The organism is Treponema zioleckii (genome assembly GCF_014737315.1).
GTDB lineage: Bacteria > Spirochaetota > Spirochaetia > Treponematales > Treponemataceae > Treponema_D > Treponema_D zioleckii.
Window position 1 is genome coordinate 14948 of sequence record NZ_JPUF01000005.1, and the last position, 22103, is coordinate 37050.

15 protein-coding genes are annotated in these 22103 nt (G+C 40.6%); 4 read left to right on the top strand and 11 right to left on the bottom strand.

The window, feature by feature from the left end; all coding sequences use genetic code 11:
• Positions 1 to 21: 21 nt before the first annotated feature.
• The 5 genes from JI65_RS02505 to JI65_RS02525 all read right to left on the bottom strand — a co-directional run bounded on the left by JI65_RS02505 (position 22) and on the right by JI65_RS02525 (position 6007).
• Positions 22 to 1695 (bottom strand): extracellular solute-binding protein, encoded by a 1674-nt coding sequence (locus JI65_RS02505; RefSeq protein WP_191013799.1) that lies wholly within the window; start codon positions 1693 to 1695, stop codon positions 22 to 24.
• A 57-nt stretch (positions 1696 to 1752) separates the two neighbouring features.
• Positions 1753 to 2652, bottom strand: a complete 900-nt coding sequence (locus JI65_RS02510; protein WP_191013800.1) for a carbohydrate ABC transporter permease — start codon at positions 2650 to 2652, stop codon at positions 1753 to 1755.
• 12 nt (positions 2653 to 2664) lie between these two features.
• A complete protein-coding gene (locus JI65_RS02515; protein ID WP_191013801.1) occupies positions 2665 to 3561 on the bottom strand; it encodes an ABC transporter permease in 897 nt (298 codons plus the stop codon).
• 131 nt (positions 3562 to 3692) lie between these two features.
• The gene (locus JI65_RS02520; protein ID WP_191013802.1) at positions 3693 to 4544 is read right to left on the bottom strand and encodes a formylglycine-generating enzyme family protein; all 852 of its coding nucleotides are present in this window, start codon (positions 4542 to 4544) and stop codon (positions 3693 to 3695) included.
• A gap of 14 nt (positions 4545 to 4558) precedes the next feature.
• A complete protein-coding gene (locus JI65_RS02525; protein ID WP_191013803.1) occupies positions 4559 to 6007 on the bottom strand; it encodes a hypothetical protein in 1449 nt (482 codons plus the stop codon).
• Between the two features lie 258 nt (positions 6008 to 6265).
• Here JI65_RS02525 and JI65_RS02530 point away from each other — a divergent pair, with 258 nt between their 5' ends.
• From JI65_RS02530 to JI65_RS02540, 3 genes are read left to right on the top strand one after another with little or no spacing between them, the layout of a single operon-like run.
• Positions 6266 to 7792, top strand: a complete 1527-nt coding sequence (locus tag JI65_RS02530; protein WP_191013804.1) for a family 43 glycosylhydrolase — start codon at positions 6266 to 6268, stop codon at positions 7790 to 7792.
• Positions 7793 to 7840: 48 nt separating this feature from the next.
• Positions 7841 to 8815, top strand: a complete 975-nt coding sequence (locus JI65_RS02535; protein WP_191013805.1) for a LacI family DNA-binding transcriptional regulator — start codon at positions 7841 to 7843, stop codon at positions 8813 to 8815.
• A gap of 5 nt (positions 8816 to 8820) precedes the next feature.
• Positions 8821 to 9798 (top strand): carbohydrate kinase family protein, encoded by a 978-nt coding sequence (locus JI65_RS02540; protein ID WP_191013806.1) that lies wholly within the window; start codon positions 8821 to 8823, stop codon positions 9796 to 9798.
• A gap of 308 nt (positions 9799 to 10106) precedes the next feature.
• On the opposite strand, the gene JI65_RS02545 is transcribed toward JI65_RS02540, so the two are convergent.
• On the bottom strand, positions 10107 to 10760 hold the full coding sequence (locus tag JI65_RS02545; protein WP_191013807.1) for a hypothetical protein: 654 nt from the start codon (positions 10758 to 10760) through the stop codon (positions 10107 to 10109).
• Between the two features lie 80 nt (positions 10761 to 10840).
• Here JI65_RS02545 and JI65_RS02550 point away from each other — a divergent pair, with 80 nt between their 5' ends.
• Complete coding sequence (locus JI65_RS02550; protein ID WP_197971891.1) at positions 10841 to 11926, top strand: M24 family metallopeptidase; 1086 nt, start codon at positions 10841 to 10843, stop codon at positions 11924 to 11926.
• Positions 11927 to 12080: 154 nt separating this feature from the next.
• Here JI65_RS02550 and JI65_RS02555 read toward each other — a convergent pair whose 3' ends face one another.
• The 5 genes from JI65_RS02555 to JI65_RS02575 form a co-directional block, all read right to left on the bottom strand.
• Positions 12081 to 13832: a bifunctional metallophosphatase/5'-nucleotidase gene (locus tag JI65_RS02555; RefSeq protein ID WP_191013808.1), complete on the bottom strand. Its 1752-nt coding sequence runs from the start codon at positions 13830 to 13832 to the stop codon at positions 12081 to 12083.
• Between the two features lie 76 nt (positions 13833 to 13908).
• Positions 13909 to 16074 carry a GGDEF domain-containing phosphodiesterase gene (locus JI65_RS02560; RefSeq protein WP_191013809.1) on the bottom strand — a complete coding sequence of 722 codons (2166 nt, stop codon included), beginning with the start codon at positions 16072 to 16074 and terminating at the stop codon, positions 13909 to 13911.
• A gap of 119 nt (positions 16075 to 16193) precedes the next feature.
• Complete coding sequence (locus JI65_RS02565) at positions 16194 to 16850, bottom strand: hypothetical protein (RefSeq protein WP_191013810.1); 657 nt, start codon at positions 16848 to 16850, stop codon at positions 16194 to 16196.
• A 65-nt stretch (positions 16851 to 16915) separates the two neighbouring features.
• Complete coding sequence (locus JI65_RS02570; RefSeq protein ID WP_191013811.1) at positions 16916 to 19051, bottom strand: GAF domain-containing protein; 2136 nt, start codon at positions 19049 to 19051, stop codon at positions 16916 to 16918.
• Complete coding sequence (locus JI65_RS02575) at positions 19011 to 21962, bottom strand: EAL domain-containing protein (RefSeq protein ID WP_191013812.1); 2952 nt, start codon at positions 21960 to 21962, stop codon at positions 19011 to 19013. The genes JI65_RS02570 and JI65_RS02575 overlap by 41 nt, the downstream gene beginning before the upstream one ends.
• Between the last annotated feature and the right edge of the window lie 141 nt (positions 21963 to 22103).

Here is a 22103-nt window from a genome sequence, read left to right on the forward strand (position 1 = left end):
GCAAAACTCAAACGTAACCTTTTATTTTTCCATGCTTTCGTAGTATGAATCGAGGTACTTTTGGAAAATCGAAAGCATTTTTGGAAGTTTGTAAGAATCAAGTTTTTTGCAGAATGTATCCCAATCTTGATCCGTAAATCCATTCATAACCCAATCAGATTTTGCCGTATTTATTGCCTTGCTCACATCTGCCTGAATGTTTGAAAGTTCCTCTGTGTCTTCACGAGTCATAAAAACATTCGGATAAACATATTTTTCGTGAATATCTGGAGCATAAATGTCTTTAATCCAATCAAGTCGATATTGTGCATCGTCAGGACAGGTAACATACACACCGTAATATTCATCAAGAATTGCAAGCGGTCCGTTTACGCTTTCTGCTTCACGAACTTCTACAGGCGAAGCATTTCCAAGAGGTGCATGTTTGAGCATTTCTTTGCCTTCGCTATTCTTGTCAAGAACAAAAATGTCAAACTCGTCATCTTCGCCGTAAGTTCCCCAGTTATTCTGAGGTGACTGGAACGGGTCATACATCTGATCAAGCCAAGCGCATACGAGTGCTGGATTTTTTGCAACAGCGGTAACAACACATCGGCCACGGTCAAATCCGCTTGTAAACGAACCGTTCTGTGCCGTAAGGTTTCTTGTATCTGCAGTCAAAACGGGAAGGGGAACCCAATCCTGAAGATTTGCAATATTTGCAACGTCCCAACTGAAACAAACTCCATAGCGGCCAGACTTTCCTTTTGAAACGTAAGTTGACCATTCCTGTGTAAATGCTTCTGGGTCAATCAAACCTTGCTCGTAAAGATGATGAAGCCATGCAGTTCCTTTTTTGAATCCCTCCTGAGTCGCGCTGCAAACAACCTTTCGCTCATCAGTAACAGCAATATGTCGTCCTTTATCCGCATCGCCATAGCCTTCACCAAAGCCATTTATAAGAACATAAGGATCTTGACCACCATCGTTCATGATGCAAGACATTGGAATTACGCTGCCGTCAATTTTAAATTTCTGCTGAAGTCTCGGAGCGTTTACTTTGAATGCCATGAGAACCTGTTCAAATTCTTCTATATTAGTAGGAATCTCCAAGCCCAAAAAATCAAGCCATGATTTGTTGATAAAACTCATATTATCAATAACCTGAATCGCTTCTTTTCCAGAGCCCAGCTGCTCAATCCATGGCAAGCCCCAAATGTGACCGTTTGCATCTGTACACATAGCCCGATATTCTGGATATTTGTCGAATACAGACTTCAAGTTCGGCATATAAGCATCAATGTATTCTTCCAAAGGAATTATGATTTCCTGCTCGGCGTATTTAAGAAGATTTGAATCATTAAAACTCGCATTAAAAACGAAATCTGCAAGAGTTTTTGGATTCGCCATAGCAAGAGTAATTTTGTCATTCCATTGATCGCTTTGCATGGCAGTCCACTTTACTTCTACATTCGTTTTTTCCTGCAATCGCTTAAAAATTGTTCGCTCATTCGGATTTGGCTCAGTGTTTGCAGGAAAACTTGTAAGTCCCGTAATTACGGTTTTCTCTTTTAGAGGGAAGGCAAGCTCCGCCGGATCTACTTTCTGAATAGTGCCATTATTCAGCGAAACATCCTTGCCTTTACATCCGAAAAACATTCCCATTCCTACGGAAAGGGCCGCAATGACACACATTGCATTCTTAACTTTTTTCATATTTTCTCCTCGCATATTAATGTTATTGAATTTTGAGTTTATCCATCTGAATTTTAATCAGCCTTTTATTGAGCCTATTAAAATTCCTTTGTTAAAATACTTCTGGAAGAACGGATACATTACAACAAGCGGCAAACTTGAAACAATAATCGTTGCGTACTTCAGAAGTTCCGCAAGCTGGGCACGAGCAGCCGTACTCTGCATGTCAGAAATCATGCCGGATTCAGGCTGGTTTTGAATCAGGATTGAGCGCAGTACAAGCTGTAAAGGCTGTTTTGCAGAATCGTCCAAATAAATCATTGCGTCAAAGTAGCTGTTCCACATTCCAACAAATTGCCATAAGGAAAGAACCATAATAAGCGGCGTACAGACTGGAAGCAGAATCTTAAAAAAGTAAGTAACCTCGCTCGCACCGTCAACGTATGCAGCTTCCTGCAATTCCTTCGGAACGCCTTTATAGAACGTGCGGGCAATAATCATGTTCCAAACGCTGAACGCTCCCGGAAGCACGATAGCCCAAATTGTGTCAATCATTCCAAGATTGCTGATGAGCAGATAAGTTGGAATCAAACCGCCACCAAAAAACATAGTAATCACGAAAATTACATTAAAAAATTTTCTTCCTTTAAAATCTGGTCTGGACATTGGATAAGCAGCAAGCATTGTTATGGCCACAGAAATAACCGTGTACACCACAGAATAAAGAATGGCATTGCCGAATCCCGTCCAAATCGCATTATTTGAAAGAACTCGAATATATGCCGTAAGCGTCCACTTGCTTGTGTCAAGCGTAACTCCAGTATTCTGCAAAGTGATTGGGTCAATAAATGAAGCCACAATGATGTAAATTACAGGACCTATGATTGCAGCCACAAAAAGTCCAAGAAGAATGTAGCCACAACGAATAATCATTTTGTCGCGGTATGTCAGTCTTATAAGATGATTTTTGTTTTCCATAATCACAGCTCCCTACAATCCCTGCCCATCGTTCAGTTTTGAAGTAGTCTTGTTCACAATCAGCAGCATGATTACGTTGATGACAGTGTTGAACAATCCAACTGCAGTTGAAAAACTGTAATCTCCGTCCAAAAGACCTTTCTTGTAAACATAAGTTGCAATAATTTCGGCAGAAGAAAGATTCAAGTCGGTTTGGAGCGCATAAGCTTTTTCAAAACCGATGCTCATTATGTTTCCAGCCTGCAAGATAAACTGAATTATTACGATGTTCTTAATGGCCGGCCACTCAACCACCCGGATTTCTTGCAAAATATTTGCTCCGTCCAGAATCGCAGCCTCACGCGTTTCGTTGTTCACGTTCGCAAGAGCTGCAGTGTACATAATCGATGCCCAACCGGCTCCTTGCCAAATTCCACTCGCAATGTAAATTGAGCGGAATGCATTTGATGATGTCATAAAATTAATCTGCGTGCCCAAAAAATTGTTCACCGGTCCAGTCACCGAAAGCAGGATTCGAACCATACCACAGACAACGATAATCGAAATAAAATTCGGCATGTAAAGAACAAGCTGAATATTTCGTTTGATTCCAGGGCTTTGAACTCGATTAAGAAGCAACGCAAGAATAATCGGTACAGGAAAACTCCATAAAAGTCCGTAGATACTCAGTTTAAGCGTGTTTGCAAGATAAGAAAGAAAGTCTGGAGATGAAAGAAAGCGAGCAAAATGCTTAATTCCTACCCAACGGCTTCCTAAAAGCCCTTTTATAGGATTGTAATCCTGAAAAGCAATTAGAATTCCTCCCATAGGAACATAGCGGAATAGAATTGTAAGGGCGAGAGCCGGAAGTAGAAAAACAACATACAGCTGCCAATGCCTTTTCACGTAAATCAAAGTCTTAGACTTCATGATGACTCCTTTTTGTGCATTTGTAAAACCGATTTTACAAATCTTAATATAGCGTAAAATCGGTTTTAGCATTTGTCAAGCAATTTGTGCATTTTTTAGTTCGTTTTGTTACATTTTTCACAAAACTTTAACTATTCAGACTTTTGCACAACACGGAAGCCAACTTGCCCCCAGTCACCGTTGTTAGGATAGTCCCAGGACTCGGAAAGCGGAATACAGTCTTTTGAGTCACCGCCAATGCGAACGTGTTGTTTACCGTCACCAGCCGCATCCCAGCAAAGCTCCCAAACGTTTCCGCTCATGTCGTAAAGCCCGTTTGAATTTGCTTTTTTCTGCGCAACCTGATGGATTTGGGCAGAATTCTCGCCCGCCCAAGCAAACTCTGCAAGCTCGTCTCGTCCGATGCAACCTGAGTAATAATCTCTGTAATCTCCGCTATCCTCGCTCGCATTTGTTCCCAATGCTGCAAATACCCATTCGTCTTTGTGAGGAAGCCTAAAGCCATTTGCGGAAGAATCTTCAGTTATTGCATTCCAAGTCGCATCGTCAGAGGTCGGAACATCCCCCCAGTTGCTTGCGTTCGATTCACCACCTTTCTTGTACACAGGGGTAAGACCTTCTTTTTCGCTCAGTTTGTTGCAGAAGACGAGAGTTTCATAGAATCTGACTTTATCAACGGGCAAATCATCGCCTTCGGAAGAACATTCGTGAGTTCCCATAATTTCTTTATACAGTTTCTGGGTTGTTTCCGTTTCTGCCATGAAGAATGAATCAATTGTTTTTGTTTCGTCTCCGAATTTAAACGAGCCAGATTCAATCTTTTTCATCGTGAGACTCTTTAAGTTTTTCGTTTCATTTTCGGAAGAAGAGTGAGAACTTGTTTCCAGTTCCTCATATTTTGAATCCGTGTAGCAGGAAACGAATCCAAAAGTAGCCCCAGCACACAATGCACACACCAATGCTTTTACATTCACTTTTTTCATTATAAATTCCTCTCTTACAGTCCAAGTTTGATTGTCAAATAGCTTCCGATTGTGATTTCGTCCTTGATTCCATCGTATGCCGTTCCATTGATTTTCTTTCCGTAGTCTCCTGTGTTGATTCTGTGGTACCATGAGCCGCCCAAAGAGAATCCAACGCCGTTCATAACCCACCAAGTCCAGCTACCTTTTACGGTAAGGAAATTTTCTCCGAGTTCAAAGCCATCGTTGTTGTCCAAGTCTCGCCAGTAAAGTCCGCCGTCAAGATTTACACTGCCATACGGCAGGTCGTATCCAACTGAACTTACGGCGTAAAAAGCCTGTTCTGCTTTATTTCCCACTCGTTCGCCCTTGTAGTCCTTGTAGTGATATACGCTTTCGCCGAACTGCTTGCTTATGTCATTTGTAGCGTTGTTGTCGCCGGGCATAACCTGAGAGAAGTTCAAGAAGAGCTTTGCACGGAGTTTTTCGGTAAATTTGTACTGAACGCGGGCATCAAAAGCAAACGCCGTAAATTCATTTTCCCGTCCGTTGTATTTTGCAGAACCGTCGGCAATGTCATTCGCAAACGTTACGCCAAGTGTTCCCATCAATCTGTCGCGCAAAAGCCGTGGCTGCCAAAAAGCGGCTACCACATTGTTTCCGAAGTGCGGAGCTTTATAAATCAATTCCACGCTGCCGCTTCTGAACCCATAACCAACCCTAAACTGTGGCTCAGGAATCCATGAGATACTGTTGTCCGCATCATCTTTTCCCCAGCTGCTGTTCGTCCATTCAACGGTTTTAGTCTTGTTGCTGAGCGGGGCATAGTTTCCTACAAGCACTGCCGATGCAAATAATCCGCGGTCGCCTTTTGAATAAATGAACTGAAGGTTGGTTCCCTGACCTTCAACACCGTTTCCGAGCTGAGAAGACGACCAACCGTAAGAACGGTCCCATCGGATTGAACCGGCTTCGTGCCCCAAATCATTTTTTGTGAACGAAAGAATTTTCGTCGGGTCTGTAATAAGACCGTAATAAACGCCAAGCTCATTGTCTGCGTGGCAATCAATAATCGTAATCTCACCGAATTTATCTACAAGCCTTTCTTCGCTGCCCTTGAACCAGTGCCGCTCATCTGCAGTACCCGCCACGATTTTTATAGATTCCGTAGGTTTGAACCAGCCAAAGTAAGTGTCAAGCCGGCAATCGCCGACTCCTCCTTGCTGCAAGAATTTCGGCTTAAAATTCAATTCCAGGCCAGCACGTCTGTCGCGCTCCAATTTAAAACGAAAATCTTCTGAAGAATCAGCCCATTTTGTAACCTTGCCAAGTTCGGAAGTTGTTCCCGAATCTTTTACAACTACATCTGAGAGCGCAAAAGGAACCTTAATTCCCATGTCCAGCATAAGATGAGTTTCGGCAAAGAGTGAATTTGCCATAAAAGTTCCTGCCACAAACAGAAGCTTTTTCAAACATTTTTTCATACATCCTCCTTATTTTACATTTGCACAATTAATAAACAAATATAAATTGGTTCATGGTCTAAATGTAAAACGGTTTTTTGATTTGTCAAGGATTATTTTTACATTTTCCGCAAAAAACGAAATTCTTTGCACAAAAACAATGTCGGAAAAATAAAAATCATAATAAAACTTGACATATTCCGTAGTGTGATTTATAACAATTTTATGTAACAAATGCACAAATAAATTTGTGCATAAGAACAAAAAGGAGGATTTCCCATGAAAAAAAGAAAGATTGCAGCAGCTTGCTGCGCAGGATTCATTGCATTGCTTGCAGGCTGCGCAAGCACAGATGAAGTTGCGAAATCAGGAGAGTATAAACCTGTGGAACAAGTTCTTTATCCAACACCAGACGACGCTTTTGTTGCAGATGTAATGCCAATTGCCAACAACGGAAAGCTTGAATTGTATTATTTGTACGAAACAACTCATAACATTCAGGCTTATCATCCAATTCATAAATTCTCCACAGAGAATTTCTATAAATATGAAGACGAAGGACTTGCAGTTCCAACAGGAATCGCAACAGAACCAGACGTTGCCATTGGAACAGGTTCAATTTTCAAGGCGAAAGACGGACTTTTTCACTGCTTTTATACAGGACACAACGACAGTTTTGCGGCGCAAGGAAAACCAAAAGAATGTATTCTTCATGCGGTAAGCCGCGATGCAATCACATGGGAAAAACTCAAAGACGAAGTGCTGTACGCGCCAGAAGGTTATTCCAACAATGACTTCCGAGACCCGGAACTTCTTTGGAGCGATGAAGAAAACTGTTACTGGCTGCTCGTTGCAACTAGGGAAGAGGCAAACGGCGGAATCGTTGCAAAATTTACCTCAACGGACTTAAAAAATTGGACTTTCAAGGGGCCTCTTTACGCTCCTCACAAGCAGTGGATGCTAGAATGTCCTGACTTATTCAAGATGGGCGACAAATACTATCTGTTCTTCAGTTGGGATTGCGTAACTTACTATGCAGTTGGAAAAACAATGAACGGACCGTTCACTGCGCCAAAAGACAATGTTCTTGACGGAACGAACTTTATCTTCTATGCCGCAAAAACAGCAGAACTCAAGGGAAAACGATATCTTTGCGGCTGGCTAGGACGTTCACAAGAAGAAGGATACGACACAGGAAAATATCAGTGGGCAGGAAATATGCTGATTCATCAGCTTGTTCAGCACGAAGACGGTTCTTTAGGAGTTAAAATGCCCGAAAGTATGTCTGAATATTTCGGAACTCAAAAAAAACTTGAAGCAGGAACTACAGAAGGCAAAGTAGAATCTGAAAACGGAACATTCCAACTTTCTGCAAAAAAAGGGGAGCGGGCTGTTGTTGATTTAGGAACTAGAGAAGCAACAATGCTTATGGAATGTGACGTTACGATTGGAAAAGACGGAATTGCAGGTTTTGCCTTTGGAAATCCTAAAAAGAATTTTAAGAGCTATTACGCCCTTGCATTGGATGCAAAACGAAACTGCATTCATTACGAAGGCTATAAACTCGGCGGATTTGAAAACGTAGTTTCTTCAGAACCAATCGCCCTCACAAAATTCAATTTTAAGCCAGGAACGAAACATCATGTTACAATTGTTGCAGAGAACGAAATAGTAATTCTGTATATTGATGATGCGAAAGTTCTTAGCAGCCGAATTTACAACTCCACAAATGGAGCGCACATGGCACTTTTTACAACTGAGGCGGACGCAACCTTTGAAAACATTTCCGTAAAAGTGCCACAATAACAATTTGTGCATTTGACACAGTTTTTGTTGTGTATTACATTTTAAACTATGCCAAGAAAAGTAACGATACAAGATATTGCAAATGAAATGGGGCTTTCTCGAAATACAGTTTCCAAGGCCATAAACAGTACTGGAATCATCGCGGATTCAACGCGGGAAGCCATCCTGAAAAAGGCTTCGGAAATGGGCTACAAGCTCTTTGTTATGCCACAGGCTTCATCAGAAAGAACTGAAGAACAAGCTGGCATGAACAAAGAACTTGTGCTTTTTACCGGCGCAGCTTTAGGAGGCTCTCATTTTTCAACAAAAATGCTAGATGAGATGCAGCTTGAAGCTTCACGCTTGGGCTACGGTTTTACAATTTATCGTGTCATGCCGCAAGAACGTGAAAATCTTAAACTACCCGCTAATTTTGATATAAAACGGGTTGCGGGATTGTTTTGCGTAGAAATGTTCGACAATGCCTACAGCCAAATGCTTTGCTCGCTCGGCCTACCGTTACTCTTCATTGATACAGCCGTCGCTTTTAACGAAAAACCACTTCGTGCTGACGTTCTTTTAATGGAAAACAGGAGCGGAATCTACGATTTTATAAAAGAGATGGCTAATCGTGGCAAAACAAAAATAGGATTCGTTGGAGAATCCATGCACTGTATGTCTTTTTACGAACGCTACGATGCTTACATGGGCGCGCTCAGACTTTTTAAACTACCATTTAAAGAAGAATGGTGCCTGACGGGAACTTCACAGGGTCTGAACTATCCGAGTCACGCAGAATATACAAAATACCTTGAAGAATCGTTCAAAAAATGGGAAGAAAAACCAGAAGTCATTATATGTGCAAATGATTTTGTCGCGGTAGACACAATGCAAACACTCAAAAAACTCGGTACAAATATTCCCAACGACATTCTGCTCTGCGGTTTTGACGATGCACCAGAATCTCGTAAGGAACCAGAAATGCTTTTCCGAACCGTATATGTGGAAAGCACCCTTATATATCGTGAATCCACAGGAGATTAATCATTATGGAAAAGAAATTTGATGTCGCCGCCCTCGGCGAAATACTTATAGACTTTACTTTTGCAGGCAAATCTGCAGACGGAAAAAATCTTTTTGAAGAAAACCCAGGCGGTGCGCCAGCAAACTGCGTGGCCGCCCTAACAAAACTCGGCGGAAAAGGAGCTTTCCTCGGCATGACCGGCACAGACTCTTTTGGAGCCGACTTACGAGCCGTTCTTGAAAATCTTAAAATAAACACGGATGGACTTTGCACCACAAAAGCTCAGCACACAACACTTGCTTTCGTAAGTCTAGACGAAAACGGCGAAAGACACTTTTCATTCTGCCGAAATCCTGGTGCCGACACACAACTTTCTGCAGAAGATTTGAACAAAAATGTTCTCGAAAATGCAAAAATCCTTCATATCGGTTCGCTTTCTCTCACAGACGAACCTGCAAAATCTGCCACAGAAGAAGCTGTTAAAATCGTTAAGAACGCAGGCGGACTTGTTTCTTACGACCCAAATTACAGAGAAAATCTGTGGGGCAACAGAAAAGATGCAATTTCAATCATAAAAGGAATGATTCCAAAAGCAGATATTCTAAAAATTTCTGAGGAAGAATTTTTCCTTTTATACGGAACGAACTGTTCCCATGAAGCAGCCGCAAACGAAATACTTTCGGAAGGAACATCTCTCGTTTTAATAACATTAGGAGCGGAAGGTGTTTTTTATGCATTCAAAAATGGCTCATGTAAAATTGAAACCGGCACTGTAAAAGCAAAAAAAACCACAGCAGTAGATACAACAGGAGCAGGGGACAGTTTTAATGGAGGACTTTTGTACAAACTAACACGTCGTGCAGAGCCATTAAAATTCAACAAGTCGAATCTTGAAGATGACTTGAGTTTTGCAAACACTGTTGCCGCAATTTGCGTTTCTCGGCGAGGCGCAATTCCAGCTCTTCCGACACTCAGCGAAGTAGAAAATTTCAAATCTGTCTAATGACAACAAATAAAGTTTTACCTTCAACATTATTCAGTCGCAAACGAAATGTAAAATTCTGTCTACTGAACAAGGTCGAAGGTAAACTAGAAAGAATGACCGACTTTGCAAAAAGAAAACTCAAATATAAAATTCGTATCAACATGTATCAAAAAATACAACTTAAAAAAAGAAAGAATACTCGCGAAATATTTTGAAGTGAAGACACTGAAAAATATTTCGCAGTGGACAGAATACACATTATCAGAAGTTAATAACGTGAAAATTTTTGTTAGTTGAAAAAAGAATTCAATCAGTTTTTGAGCGGTCTATGCACGTTTTAAAGTGAATACACGTGTTTGTGCGCAATTTTTGTCATCTTTTATACCAGTTGATTCTAAATTCACTTCGTATTTAAAAGTCGTTCCTGCAATCGCACTGTTTACGAATTGTTCTTGCAAAAGATAATAAACCTTCAAATCACCGTTTGTTTTTTCCCAGTATTTTTTGTGCGGGTCATTCTTGTAAGTCCATTGAACTTTATCATCGCTCATAGAAATTATATTTTTTTTGCAATCTTCATTGTCGTAACAATCAACAAGAATCAACGAATCGAAAATATCAAGAGCCTCTTCAGCATTTTTAACAACTTTTGAAATGCGGCGAGTTTCGCCCACCTGAGCGCAAAACCTACTTACGGCATCAAATGCACCCTCGTTCATCTGCATCAGCGCAGTTACGGCGAATGCAAATCTTGACTCTGCTGTGGCTGTGTAAAGTTTTAGGAATTGTTTTGCCGCATCCAAATCGATTACGCATTCAAAATCACCGTCTGGAATTGCTCCGCAATTCAAATCAATATAGTCCATGAGTTTTTCGGCTCCGCACTGCACGCCAACATAAGCAATTTCGTCCGCCAGACTTCCCAGGAACCTGATTTTTTTATATTGATTTTTGTATTCAAGAATCTCGTTTTCTTCCATAATATAATACTATTTTCGATACAAGATTTGGTCAATGATGTATATTATTTGTGCAAACTTTGCGTAGCTTTGGAGGATTTATGGAAGCAATGTACGCTAAACGATTTGAGAACGTTCGCAGCGAAATGAATAAACGGAAAATAGACGCACTTGTTGTTACAGACCCTTTTTCTATCTGGTATCTTTCGGGAATTTGGAACGACCCGCATGAAAGAATGTACGTTCTTTTGATAGAAAAAAAATCGGTTGAATTTTTTGTGAACAAACTTTTTAACATTCCCAAAAATGAATTCAACGAACACTGGTTTTCCGACACGGACGATTATGTTGCAATGCTTTCGGAAGAACTGGGCAAGAGTGATGCGTGCACGGTGGGAATCGACAAAACTTGGTCGGCAAGATTTTTAATTCCGCTTACGGAAAAATGTCCGAAGTTAAAATTTGTTCTCGGAAGTGATTGCGTTGACAATTCGAGAGCCTGCAAGGATGACCAAGAAATCGCTTTTATGAAGGAAGCTTCAAGAATCAATGATATTTGCATCCAGCGGGGAATTGATTTTGTGCGTTCTGGCATGACAGAAAAAAAAGTTGCTGATTACATTGATGCGCAGTTTAAAATCGAAGGAGCTGAGTCACCGAGTTTTGAGACAATCGTTTCGTTCGGCGCGAATGCGGCAGACCCGCACCACTCCCCTGACGAAACAGTCGTAAAAGAAGGTGATTGCGTTTTGATTGATATGGGTTGCAAGAAAAATCGTTATTGCTCCGACATGACGCGAACGGTTTTCTTTAAGAAAGCCCCAGAAGAATACACGAAGATTCATGATTTGGTACGGACGGCAAATGAACGGGCTGAATCTCTCATAAAACCTGGAATTCCGATTTGCGAAATTGACAAGGCTGCCCGCGATGTGATTAGCGAGGCCGGCTACGGAGAATTTTTTACGCACAGGCTCGGTCATTTTATTGGACAGACTGACCATGAACAGGGGGACGTAAGTTCCGCAAACAAAAATCTTACAAAAGAAGGCATGATTTTTAGTGTTGAACCAGGTGTTTATTTGCCCGGAAAATTCGGCGTTCGAATTGAAGATTTGGTTTTGGTCACAAAAGATGGCTGTGAAGTTTTAAATCACGTGGACAAGCATTGGAAAGTTATCGGGTAAATTAACCGGAGCGATTGGAGCGATGACGAAATAAATTCGGCATACATGCATTCGAATTTTTGTCATTTCACAAAATATTTTGGGTCATTTTGAACTTGATTCAGAACCTTGCATAAAAAAGGCTGGCTTCAAAACTGGAGTCAGCCTTTTTTGCTTAGTTCAGCTTAACGTCTTTGATGTTAACTGATTTAATGTTTGGTGTGCGACCGTCTTCGCTGTACGGAATTGAAAGTTTTCCTTCGCGAATCATCTGGTAAACTTTCTCTGCTTCTGGCGGGAAGTTGTATCCTGTAATTTTCCAGTTGTTGTCACATTCAGGCTGGATAGTTCCTTTTTTCTGAATGTATGCAGAAATGATGTCGCGGAGAGCATCGTTTGACTGATAAACAACAGCGTCTGGAGATGAACTGATAAGTCCTGCTTTTGCAAGTCCGCCGTAACGGTAGTTGTTCATTGCAAGAATGAGCTGTTCGTCATCTTTTAAAGGTGCGCCCTTGTACATTACGTTCTTGATTCGGCTTCCAGCTGACTGGCTAATGTCAATTTCGTAGTCAACTCCCTGGAACATGTCATACATGTAAAGTCTAATAGAAGGATTAAAGCTGATTGTAACATCTCCCTCAACGAATTGGTTAAAGAAGTTTCCAGCCTGCTCTTCCATTACGGCTTTGAGCTGTTTTCCAGTTACTTTTACGCCAAAGAGCGTATTGTCGTACTTGTAGATTTTTACACCATCGCGTTTTCTAAAATCACCTTTTGTAAGATTGCTTGTCTCGTCAAAGAGAGCTGTACATGCAACATCTGCTTTTACAGTCTCAAGCTGAACTTTGTTGATAAGGTCAATCATTGCAGTGTCCTGAAGAGCCGCTGTAGGGATTCCCTTGATTCCGTTCCAATACAATGCTGGAAGGAAGTCGGCTCCAACTTTTCCTACCGGTGTGTTAGCAATTTTGCGACTAGCCTCGTGCGTTTTTTCGTTGAATTTAAGGATTTCAGCATCCGGTTCAACATTTGCGCCCTTAACTTTGAGCATTTCGCCTTTTCGCTCTGTAAGAACCCATTTTCCGTCCTTTTTCTCAAAAGTAAACGTTGCTTTTGCAACATCGCTTCCTTTTGAACCTGGCTCAAGAATAAGAGCACCGTTAGACGCTGTTTTGTTGATTACAGAGTGTGCGTGACCAATAAAGAATGCGGCGATTTTGTCTCCGTATTTTTCAGCGATTGGCTCCATTCCTGTAGAACCATACTCACCGTCTGCACCGTAATGAGAAACAATCATAATTGCGTCGGCTTTGCCTTCAAGTTCTTTGAGAACTGTTTCCATTTCATCAACTGGCTGTGTAAAATGAAGTCCTTTAAAGTGACTTGGGTCAGCTGCTTCCCACTGGTCGATATGCGGAGCTGTAAGTCCTACGAGAGCGATTTTTACGCCGTTAACTTCTTTAATCAAGTATGGTTTGAGCCATCTCTTGTTCTTCTTTGTGTAGATGTTTGCGCCGATTGTTGGTGCTTTAAAAGTCTTGAGCGTTTTCTGAAGGTTTTTGAACTCAAAGTTGAATTCGTGGTTTCCGAGAACGTGAAGGTCGTAATTCATCAAGTTCATCGCTCCGACCATCGGTGTTACTTTCTGGTTTCGGAATTCCTGAATAAGGTTGTCCTGAAGGTTGTCTCCGCAGTCAACGAGCAAAAGAGTCGGGTCTTTCTGTCGTTCCTGTTTGATTACTGTAGCAACTTTTGCAAGTCCGTTGTCTGCCGCAGTGTCTGTTGCATAATCCCACGGAGCGATTGCTCCATGAATGTCGCTTGTCTCAAGTATTGTGACGGTTGCTTTTTCCTGTGCAAAAGCAAAAGATGCCATCATTGCAATGGAAAGTCCCAATACTGATTTTAAAAGAGTTTTTTTCATTTAAAATCTCCTCATAAATTTTCTTACCTACTAGCATACAACAAAATTTATGAGTTGTCATATCCACCGCAAGTGTTTATAAAATCGAAAATATTACAATTATGCAGGCAACTCCGCCAGAAACTTTGTTCACGGCGATTTTTCGGACAAAGGAATTAATCAAAATCTCTCCGCCTATACTTTCTTCCTTGCTGTTAGTGATTGCCTCCCATTTTCCAGAGTTTATGCATTTTTCAACACATTCGCAAAAGTGTTTTTCTGGACTCTTGTTTAGAACGATTTCACGCTTAAAAATCGAGTCGTTGTCAATAAAATTCGTTCGCACAAGAAAATCCACGTAATTTTTGTTGTAGCGAAGCAAATAATACTCACCGTTACGATATTCAAAAATTCCCATCGGAAGGCCATTAAAATAATCATTTGTATTGCACTGAACTTCGTTGTAAATCGAAGGGTCATTAAGATTCACTTTGCTTATGCGCTCGTAATAATCACGGGAGTCTTCAGGCTCAAAACCAATTCCAACGCCAATTCGGTAGCGCTCAAGAATTATTGAGAGAGGATTCGGCTTGCTAAAATAATATCCCTGAATTTTGTCGCAACCAATATCGCGGAGGAACCTAAACTGCTCTTCCGTTTCAACGCCTTCCACAAGCGTGTCGATTCCAAGCTTATTTGCCATTTGAACAAGTTCGGTAAGAATAATGTGACTTTTCTTTGACTTTTCAAAATCCCGCATAAATTTCATGTCGAATTTTATCAAATCAAAATTGAATTCCTGCAAAATATTCAAAGAAGAATATCCGCTTCCAAAATCATCCATCCAGACTTTGAATCCTTTTGAATGGAAAGACTGAATCTGAGATTTTATGAACTCAATGTCAATTCCCACTACGCCCTCTGTAATCTCGACAATAAGCATGTCCCTGGAAAAACCTGACGCATCAACTTTTTTACAGATTTCGTTTACAACGTCGCACATTTCAAAATCAGAGCGCGACAAATTTATAGAAACTGGAGCGACTTGAATTCCGTCGTCTTTTTTGCGCTTCAAGTCTTCTAGAATTCTGTCAACCATGTATAAATCAAGCTTGTAAATGAGTTTTGTCTCTTCGAGAATCGGCACAAAATCTTTTGGCATAATCACGCCACGGTGCGGGTCAATCCAGCGGGCAAGGGACTCTTCGTTGCACACACGACGGTTCACTCCGCGCACAATCGGCTGGTAAAACGCGTGAATCCAATTTTCTTCGAGCGCACGGTCAAAATTGTGAAGAATATATTCCCGGTTCAAAGAATCGATTCTAAGCTGCTCACTGTAATAGAAGAATTTTGATTCAAAAACGTGTTTATCCTGGTCGCAGGCAATTTTTGCACGGTCGCACGCCGTACTTGCATCAATTTTTTCAAACTGGTCAAGGTAAACTCCAACTCGCACAGGAAGATTTTTTCCGTTATTAACAGTTTTAAGTTCTTCTAAAATGACTTTGAGCTTAACTTCGAGATTTTCGGATTCAACAAAGGCCGCAAAATGGTCTTGCCCCAACCGGCTACAATTTTTTTTGCTGTAATGCTTTGCCAAAACTTCTGCCACTGCGCAAAGGAGTTTGTCCCCTTCCCTAAGCCCGTTCGCTTCGTTAAACGACTTCATTCCAGAAAGGTCAAAATAAAGAAATGCGGTGGTCTTTCCGGTCATGGAAATTTGTTTTTTTCCAAATTCCGCAAGACGAAGAAAATAAAACATGTTCGGAAGGTTCGTAAGCGAATCGTAATAATTTCCGCGAATCATGCTTTCTTCGTTGAGCATTCCTGAAATTTTGTTCGAAAGTTTTTGCTCTATGAGCCCGTTGTTTTCGCGAATATCTTCTTTTACGTACCAGATTACCGCAAGATTTACCTCGTCATCAGCAGAAAAACATCTTCCGTGGGCGTGCATCACGCTGTAACCATCTTCGCAAGGAATTTTGTAGCGGTACACGGCATCGTATTCACCGCCCTGCGTGGTAAAATTGTACAGAAGGCTCGCCACCCGAACAACATCGTCTGGATGAAAATTCAGGAACTTATTGTCAATGGAAAGTGCCATTAATTCCCGGCGCGACATTCGCATGAGCCTGCAAAGTCCGTCAGAAATCGTGAGCGTAAATAATTTTTGATTTTTGACTTGATAGATGATAAAAGGAATGCACGAAGCTTCAATCATATCAAGATTTTCATCACTGAATTTGAATCCTTTTTCCATAATTTAAATTCCTTTTTTTAATTTGCTTTACACAATCTTAAAATTACTTTTAAATTATAGCACCATATTTTGAATCTGCAAGTTTTTCAGTTGGTGGTTTCGACGCTGCTCAACCACCGTTACATTTGAGACGCAAAGAATACCGAAACTTCCGAAAGGATTCGTTTTATTTCCTTGTCATGTTTTTCGGCAAAGTTGCACGCCCCAATATAGCCAATTATCTCGCCGTCTTTTTTAAGCGGAACCTGCACGACATTTCTTATTCCTGTGCTGATTATGAATTCATAAAGTTCTGAATCAGCTTTTTTTATTGATTCAAGGCTTTCAAAAGTAAAATCTTTTTTTTGCCCCTCAGGTAAATCATCATGTTTGAGAGCGCGCAAATATGAACGTGCGATATTCTGGAATTTTTTTCGGCACGAAGGAATTCCGTTCATATTCCATTCATATTTTGTGCTGAAAGTTTTTTCGTCCACAGAAAGAATATAAATGTGCTCAGCCTGAATAACAGAGCTAAGTTCTTTGAGCGAAGAATTTATCGTTTCACCGCTGTTCTGATTGAGCAAGAATTTTTTTGCAATTCTAATAATCGTATCGGCAACAGCTTTTTGGTTTTTCTGCCTAGAAAGTTCATTGTGAACAGAATCAATATTTACGAGCGTAATTGAACAGTAGCCATAAACATCAAGAGGCGTAAGGAAAGATTCAATCCAGCAGCCGAGCATGTCATGGAACTTATTTTCGTGAATTTGTTTTTTTTGTTTCGACAACGGCATAAAAATCCACAATCCATTGCGGGTCGGGATTGAGGAAAATATCGTAATACCGTTTACCTTCAAGTTCATCTTTTGTTTTTTTGTAGGAAGTTGCAATATTCTTCGTTTACAAAAACGTACTCAAAATCCACAGGTCTATGAGTTTCGCTGTCAAAAATCAATTTTACGACTGCATACGGAATCGGGAGTTTTCTGTAACTTTCAAGCTCCAAAAGTTCTGAATGATTCAGGAAGTCAGGCTCGGTTACAGAAAGATTTCTAAGTTCATTTGCTGTTTTTCGGAGTCGCTCAATAAAATCCTTTTCGTGAACTTTTTCCCGCAAAAACTGGAGTTCATTTCGGTAGCCGATGTGTCGGGCCGAAATTTCAAGCAGTTTCCGAGTGTCTGCAGTATTTGACGTATCGTAATTATCGACTCCCAAAAATCCAGCGAGTTTTCCGTTCATAAAAATTGGAGTTTCAATAACTCTGTTGACATTTGATATTTTTAGCAAATCGTATCGTTCAGGAGTGTCGGAATTATAAAGTTCAATGTCATCAACAACCGAACTTATCCAATTTTCTGGCGAGGCTGTAAAATTCTTTAAGTAGTCGTTAATCGGAAGATTCTGCCACTTGTCAATAACCTCCTCCACGCCAGCGTTACACCACTCAAATGTGTTACTGATTGTTTCTCCCGAAATGCTCATAATAAAAACGCGGTCGCAATTTACAGCTTCGCCGATTGTTTTTAGAGCCTCGTTCATTATTTTTGCGTAATCTACCGGGCTAGAAAGAAGGGCTGCGACTTTCATACAGAGTCCGTCAATTTTAATAGCCTTTATTGCGGTTGCCCGCGACTGCGAAAGCATTCTATTCTCTTCGTCTTTTTTTTGCTGAATCAGACTCATTGAAATCATGTGAGCGGCCGCCTGCATGATTTTTTGAGCGTCCACCGGTGCCGTCGTTGAATAATTATCCACACCAACGTAACCCATCAACTTGCCATCGCAAAAAAATGGCATTGCCAAAAATCGGTCGATGCAACGTGATTTAAAATAATTATAAGCGCTCGGATATTCAAATTTTAGCAATGCGACATCTTCAAAGCTTACGCAATTTTCTTTTTCAAAAAGCCGTTCCCAGCCAGCAATGTATCTGTAACTCAAATTCTTTCGGTTATCCGCTTCTGGAGAAACCCCTTCCCTGCACCATTCAAACGAACTCGTAAAAATTCGTCGGTCTGTTTCAAAAATGTAAACTCTGTCTGCATTCAAGAGCGTACCAATTTCTAAGAGAGCCTTGTTGATGGCAATTTTACCATTTTTCTCTTTAATAAAAATCTGCGAAAGAAAAAGCATTGCATCTGCGGTTGTATGGCCAATCATGTTTTCTTTATACTTCTGGCGCTCATCATCAATAACGTCGAATATCAAGGAACATGTGCCATTAAAAGAAGCCGGAGCGGACGTAAATTTTACCCAATGATGAAGGACTGCGCTGTAAAGCTTGCCAGAAACATATTCGCCTTTGGTTGCGCTGTAAACGTATTCGAGCCATTTTTTGTCGTTTCGCGGAAAAAGCGAATAATAATTTTTGCCAATCAAACTGTCCCGCGAATGTGCGCTAAGTTCGCAATATTTTTGATTTACAAAAAGATAGCGGATATCAACTGGGTTTTCGTTATTTTCGTCCATCACGATTTTTACTACGACTAACGGAACTGGAATGTCATTGTATACGTCCAGAAAAATGTCTTTTTCTTCAATTAGCCAGTTGTTATCTTCATCTTCGTTTTTTATTAGAGTCTTTCGTTTGTAAGCTAAATCAATTACTTTTAAAACCGTATCTCTTTCGGAACCTCTGGCAATTCCACATTCCACTTTTAAATTGCAAGTTGAATAGTCATTTTTTGAAAATTCCTCAATTTTTCTTTCAAACCCCTTCACCATTTTGTCTACGGCGAGTCTTTCGGTTTTTCGGTAGGACAAGAGCAAAATTAGGCTTTTGTAGCTTCGGGCAATCGTTGCTTTGCTGCCAAAAGATTCTTTTATCAAATCCGCAATTTTTAAAATCAACTGGTTTGTAAGCGTGTCGTCTTGCGAAGTCTCAAGATTTTCAAATCCGTTTATGCGCAAAAGAATAAACGCGTAATCTTCGGCGTTTTTTCTAAAATTATCGTCAAAGTCTGAAAGGCATAAAAACATGCCCTGAAAATTCAAAAATCCAGTCAATGAATCTTTGTAGTCTTTTTTTTCTTACATCGACTATTCGTTTTTCGTCGATTTCAGAATCAAAAAAATATCCCATGAGGCCGACAATTTTTCCGTCATGGTAAATAGGGAATTTTGTGGCTTGAATGTCGTGCGGAAGTCCGTTAATAATATTTTTTCCGCTTGCATTCTGAATCATAATGCCCTTTTCAAGAACATCCATCTCATCTTTTTTGAAAGGGCTGTCGTCTATGTGCCAGCCAATTTCTTCGTCAGTTTTTCCGATGATTGTCTTGGAGCTACGCATTCCGTAATAATTCAGGAAAGCGCGACTTGCTCCCAAAAATCGCCTGTTTTTGTCTTTCCAAAAAAACTTTATGTCCGATTCAAAAACGGCAGAATTCCAAAAATCAACTGTCGAAGCAGATTTGGAATCGCTCAAGATATTGTTCAAGCTCACCAATCGGTCAACGAGAATTTTTTTGTCTTTTTGGTCTTCAAGCAAGCTTGGTTTTATGCAGACGAGCAATTTTTCGCCGTCCGTGTCTGGAATCGAAATGATTAGAAACGAAGTCCACTCGTAGCTTCCGTTGTCTTTTTTTACCGGGAAAAGATCGCTAAAACTTCCCCGCTCGTTCAGTTTGAACATTTCTGCGATATATTTGCGATTCATCAGTTTTCGGAATCGTTCCAAATCATCCACGTGAATATAGCGCACATTGTAGTGAGCGTAAAAATCTTTTAGACCATAAATAACATCGCCTTCGTTTTCGTTAGGAAGATTGCTCACAATAACGGTGCGAGAATCTTCCTTAAAATCTATAAGATAAATGCTTTCGTAAATCGCCATAATATTGCGCATTACGATGTCGAGCTGGCGAGAATTTTGCTGTTCTTCATAAATGGAACCGTCGATTGTGGCCGAAAGCATGTTGCCTTGTCTTGAAGAAGCGACCGAAGCAAACATAAAACGGAAATATCGGTTGTTCACCACAAATGTCATTATTTCACGATTGCCAGAACTTATAGTTTTTTCTGCAAGCGCACGGAATTTTCGGCCCAAAACTGAATTCAACTGATTCATGTACGATTCAAAAATGAATTCGTCGCCAATATTCGCATGGGCAATTTCTTCTATATATTTGTTGTTTCTAAAAATTGTCGTGAACCGCTTTCCGTCGTAAAAAAAGAGTGCAAAAGGTCGTTTTGAAACAAAATCGATAAGTCCAGTCTTTTGATAGAACGATGCGGTTTCCAGTGTTTCAAAATTGATTCCAGTGCGTTTGAGATGGTCAAGCTGCTCGGTAATTGCATCGGGTTTTCCGTAGTAATATCCCTGAATTCTTTCGCAGCCAATGCTCTTCAAAAAATCAATATGCTCTTCGGTCTCAACGCCTTCTGCCAACGTGTGGATTCCGAGAGCCTTCGCCATTTTTACGGCCATCGTAACGATTTTTCGGGAACGCTCGTTAAAATCACGAAGGAAAGCCATGTCGATTTTAATTTCATCAAAATCAAAATCTTTGAGAACGTTCAGAGACGAGTATCCGCTTCCAAAATCGTCCATCCACACTTCAAAACCAGCCGCATGGAAGCGGTCGATTGCATGGCGAATTACGTCCTGATTACTCATAAGAGAACTTTCGGTAATTTCTATGGCAATTAGGCCTCTCTTTACTCCATGAATGTCACAAGCAGAGGAAATTATTTTAACCGGGTCACAGTAGTCAAAATCGGAGCGCGAAATATTCACGGAAATCGGAACTACAGGAAGACCTTCTTTTATACGATGCTGCAGCATTGTAAGAACGCGCTCAACGATATACATGTCGAGTTTGTAGGAAAGCCCATTTTCTTCGAGAATCGGAATAAAATCTGCCGGCGAAATGAGTCCGTGCTCAGGGTCGCGCCAGCGTGCAAGTGCTTCAAGATTACAGAGCCGACCGTTTAAAGTGCGCACAACGGGCTGATAATACGGCTCAACCCACCGCTCATTAATCGCCTGATGAATGTGCGAGATGATATATTCCTTTTTCCAAAGGATTTTTGACATTTTTTCGTTGAACCAGGCATAATCGGATTCCTGAGTGCCTTTAAGCGTATCGGCAGCGGCTTTTGCCCGGTTACAAACCACATCAACGGAAATATCCGAGGGGAATTCGGCAATTCCCATTCTGAGCGGAAGGTTTCGCGGATTTGACTCAGAAACATTCAAATCAATAATAACGTTATTTAAGAGTCCTTCCACATCTTTTGAGTCGCAGAACCCATAAAAGTGGTCTTCGCCGAATCTTGAACACCTCTCGCTTCCAAGATGTTTTTTTAAGATGTGAGCAAAATTTAAAAGATGATTGTCGCCTTCTTCAACTCCGTACCGATTGTTAAAAGTCTTCATGCCCGTAAAATCAAATGCAATAATTACGGGCGTTCCGCCATCTTCAATTATTTTGTAAGCGCCTTGCTTAACGAGTTCTATAAAATACCAGCGCAACGGAAGGCCAGTCAGAAGGTCAAGTTTAATTTTTAAAAACGAAATGAAAACATAAAAAAGTGGGCCTTCATCCTCGTCAAAGCAAAGTTTTCCGAAGTCCTGAACGTATTTGAGTTTTCCAGAACGGGTCATAATACGGTAATGAGCGTTGTCGTAAAAATTTTGGTCCAGCTTGTGCTGCAATTTTATGCTGGATTCCACAGATTTTAAATCTTCAGAATAAACAACGCCTTTAAAAGTTCCGCCTGTAAGTTCAAGAAACTGCTCTTCGGTTTCGCATTCAAAAATTTCAAGGAGAGATGGATTTGCATAGAGAATTTCTTCTGTGTCGTCAGCGCGATAAATCAAAAAACCGCCGGGCATAAAAGAAAATCCGTTTTGAATATATTTTTTGTTAAAGTCACTTTTCGTAAAGGTCTGAACGCTCATAAAAGACGCTCCTGAAAATAAAACATTTTCTAATTCAATGTTTATTCTATCACGATTTTTCCGAATTTAAAAATTATTCTTAATCTTTTATGAATTTTTTATGAAAAAACTCTCATTTTTCTCTTGAGAAATTTATTTCGC

Bases quoted from the DNA above. Each gene is read 5' to 3' on its own strand.
- JI65_RS02540 (WP_191013806.1), top strand. From the start codon at position 8,821: ATGGAAAAGAAATTTGATGTCGCCGCCCTCGGCGAAATACTTATAGAC.
- JI65_RS02555 (WP_191013808.1), bottom strand. From the start codon at position 13,832: ATGAAAAAAACTCTTTTAAAATCAGTATTGGGACTTTCCATTGCAATG.
- JI65_RS02525 (WP_191013803.1), bottom strand. From the start codon at position 6,007: ATGAAAAAATGTTTGAAAAAGCTTCTGTTTGTGGCAGGAACTTTTATG.
- JI65_RS02535 (WP_191013805.1), top strand. From the start codon at position 7,841: ATGCCAAGAAAAGTAACGATACAAGATATTGCAAATGAAATGGGGCTT.
- JI65_RS02530 (WP_191013804.1), top strand. From the start codon at position 6,266: ATGAAAAAAAGAAAGATTGCAGCAGCTTGCTGCGCAGGATTCATTGCA.
- JI65_RS02565 (WP_191013810.1), bottom strand. From the start codon at position 16,850: ATGCCGTTGTCGAAACAAAAAAAACAAATTCACGAAAATAAGTTCCAT.
- JI65_RS02515 (WP_191013801.1), bottom strand. From the start codon at position 3,561: ATGAAGTCTAAGACTTTGATTTACGTGAAAAGGCATTGGCAGCTGTAT.
- JI65_RS02545 (WP_191013807.1), bottom strand. From the start codon at position 10,760: ATGGAAGAAAACGAGATTCTTGAATACAAAAATCAATATAAAAAAATC.
- JI65_RS02560 (WP_191013809.1), bottom strand. From the start codon at position 16,074: ATGGAAAAAGGATTCAAATTCAGTGATGAAAATCTTGATATGATTGAA.
- JI65_RS02520 (WP_191013802.1), bottom strand. From the start codon at position 4,544: ATGAAAAAAGTGAATGTAAAAGCATTGGTGTGTGCATTGTGTGCTGGG.
- JI65_RS02550 (WP_197971891.1), top strand. From the start codon at position 10,841: ATGGAAGCAATGTACGCTAAACGATTTGAGAACGTTCGCAGCGAAATG.
- JI65_RS02510 (WP_191013800.1), bottom strand. From the start codon at position 2,652: ATGGAAAACAAAAATCATCTTATAAGACTGACATACCGCGACAAAATG.
- JI65_RS02505 (WP_191013799.1), bottom strand. From the start codon at position 1,695: ATGAAAAAAGTTAAGAATGCAATGTGTGTCATTGCGGCCCTTTCCGTA.
- JI65_RS02575 (WP_191013812.1), bottom strand. From the start codon at position 21,962: ATGAGCGTTCAGACCTTTACGAAAAGTGACTTTAACAAAAAATATATT.